At 68.1% G+C, this 2430-nt stretch carries 2 protein-coding genes and 2 pseudogenes; all 4 read right to left on the reverse strand.

Annotation, left to right across the window (positions count from 1 at the left end; translation table 11 throughout):
- Positions 1 to 312, reverse strand: a pseudogene (locus tag ACWEO7_RS39165) (hypothetical protein); the annotation flags it as partial.
- A 23-nt stretch (positions 313 to 335) separates the two neighbouring features.
- Entirely contained in the window at positions 336 to 875 is a 540-nt protein-coding gene (locus ACWEO7_RS39170) for a hypothetical protein (protein WP_452430863.1), read from the reverse strand.
- 227 nt (positions 876 to 1102) lie between these two features.
- Positions 1103 to 1969, reverse strand: coding sequence for a hypothetical protein (locus ACWEO7_RS39175; protein WP_452430864.1), 867 nt, complete (start codon positions 1967 to 1969; stop codon positions 1103 to 1105).
- A 170-nt stretch (positions 1970 to 2139) separates the two neighbouring features.
- Positions 2140 to 2430, reverse strand: a pseudogene (locus ACWEO7_RS39180) (hypothetical protein); the annotation flags it as partial.

Raw genomic sequence — 2430 nt, forward strand, 5'->3', positions numbered from 1 at the left:
ATCTGTGATCGCGACATGGCGAGAATAAGTACCACATGCCGAAAACGCCCTCTGAACTGGGATTACGAGGGTAGTTAGTTCAGTCAATAGGTAGTTGCGGGCGTGTTCGGCGGCGAGGGCGGCGGTGCCGGGCCATTCGGCGCGGCCGAGGTCGGCGTGCACGGCGGTGATGCGATCGGTGACCCCGGCGGCGCGGGCGGCCTCGACGACGACGTCGAGGGTGGATTGGGAATCCTTGCCGCCTGAGATGCTGATGACGATGTGGTCGTAGCTTGTCAGATCCGGGCCGGGGGCGGCGATGGTGCGGGTCATGGTCGGTCCTCTGGGAAGGTGCGTTACCGGGTCGCTTCGCGGTGCTGGTCGCGGCGCATCCATCGGCCGTATGCGGTGTCGGGTTCGGTGGTTCCGCGGCGGCGGGCTCGGCGGTGGTCGAGAACAAATCGCAGGAGCCGAGCGGCTTTGAGTTCGGCTTGCTCGCGTAGCGCTGGCGGGCAGGTGTCAGCGATGGTGGTGCGACGCTGTCTGATGTCAAGGGCGATTTGGGTGTCGGCGACGATGGCACCGAGACCTTGCGTGCGGACGAACAGGGTCATGCGGGCCTCGACGCGGGTCGGGTGTTGCGGGGAGGGCCGCAGCGTGATGGATTCATTTCCCCACGATTGGTAGGCCGTGCCCGGGGAGACCCTGACCGAGGAGGGTGTGCGGCGGGATCGACCGTGGGTCTGCTCGTAGTAGCGGTGGAACGGCCACCATCCGGGGCCGTAGACGATGCCCCAATCGTCGAGTTCGTATTGCCACTGTCCTTCGGGTGTGGGCACTCCCCAGCCGTGGAAGTAGCTGCCCGCTGGGTCGGTCGGTGTCTGTGGGTAGGTCATGCGCGATTCCTTCGTGTCTGGTCGGAATGGGTCTGATTGCGGCGGGTGAAAGCGGCGCCCGCGCAACCCGGGTGGGGTTGGGCTCCTGTGATGGCGGCGCGATGGCGAGCACCGTTCGAACTGGGTTGCTCGCGTCCCGTTTTCGCGTCTCGCCTAGCGCGGCGTGGCGGACTGGGTGCGTCGGGGCCGCGTGCGTTGGCGTTGGCGGCACCCGCCCGTGGTGGTGGCTACTGCTGGGGTGCGGCAGCGGCGCGGTTGAGGTCGGATAGGACGGTCAGCAGGGCGTGGGCGGCGTCGGCGGCGGCGCATCGCCAGGTGCCGGGGTCGGTGCGGCCGGGGCGTTGGGGAATCGGGCGGGTGTAGGTGTGGGTGGCCAGCACATCGCCGGTGTCGGTGTCGTGGATTTCGACGGTGACGGGTGGTCGGTCCCCGGCACTGTCGTGGTCGAGGGCGATGAGCGCGACGAGGGTCCCTGTGGCGGGGTTGATGAGGAGGTCGTCGTCGTCGGCTTCCTCGATCGCGTCGGCGAGCAGGACCGGCCATGCCCGGTTCCAGTCCGCGGCGGTGGCGAAGGGGTCGGGCGGATTGCACATCTGCTCGTGCATGAACGTTTCGCTGAGTCGTTCTTCCAGTTCGGCGGATGTGATGCGCAGCGCGACCACCGGTGTCGTGGCCAAGCTGGAATCGGTTGTTGTGCTGGCTGCCCGGTGCGGCTGGCGCGGTTCACGCTGGTGGCCGGGGCAGGAGTCGTGGGGTTGGAGGCAGGCGTGGACACCGAGGGCCGTGATGCCGCCCTCGGTGTGGGCGAGGATGGCCAGTCCCTTCGCGAGGGCGTTGAGGGCTTGGCCTGTCTTGTTCCCGTCGAACTGGAGGGTGTCGCTGTGGCTGGCGATCGTCTGCGCGGCCTCGGGCGCGGCGTGCTGGCGCTGTTCGGTGGTCCAGGTGCGCACGGTGGCGATCCACGGCGGTACCAATGCCAGCAGGGTTGTGGTGAGATTCGCGGCGAATGCCTCGTCCTTGGGGTCGGGGCGTGGGGTGCGATCGACTTCGACGACGCACCCGAAGGGGTGTTGTTGGGCGGGGTTGGTGTTCATTGGTTCCTCATTTCTCCGATGGGCGGTTGGCCGGTGTCGGGATGTGTTGGTGTGAAGGGGAATAGGTGCGCGGGCGCGCGCGGGTGACGGGCGCTCGCGGCGGTCGGAGGGTGCGCGAGGGTCGGGGCTGGGCGTCTGATTTCGCTCGGTCCCTTGGTCGCGGGCGGGGTTCAGGCCGCCGCGTGGGCGGGGTCTATGTGCCAGGTGGCGTTGATTGCGTCGTCTTCGTCGTCGTCGCCTCGGCATCCCCAGGGCGAGCAGCCGCGTTCGATTTCGAGGTCGGCGACGGCGTCGAACATGTCGAGCTGGCGGGAGCGCCATTCGGCGGCGGTGACGTGGTCGATGGGTGCGTGCTCGAGCGGCACGTGTCGCCTGCCAGGGTGATGGGACCACTGGTTTGCCATGTGGATGGGACCGGGTGGCCTTCGGTTGCGGCCGTGTGGTGATAGTGGCCGATCGCG

This window comes from Nocardia sp. NPDC004260, assembly GCF_053603155.1.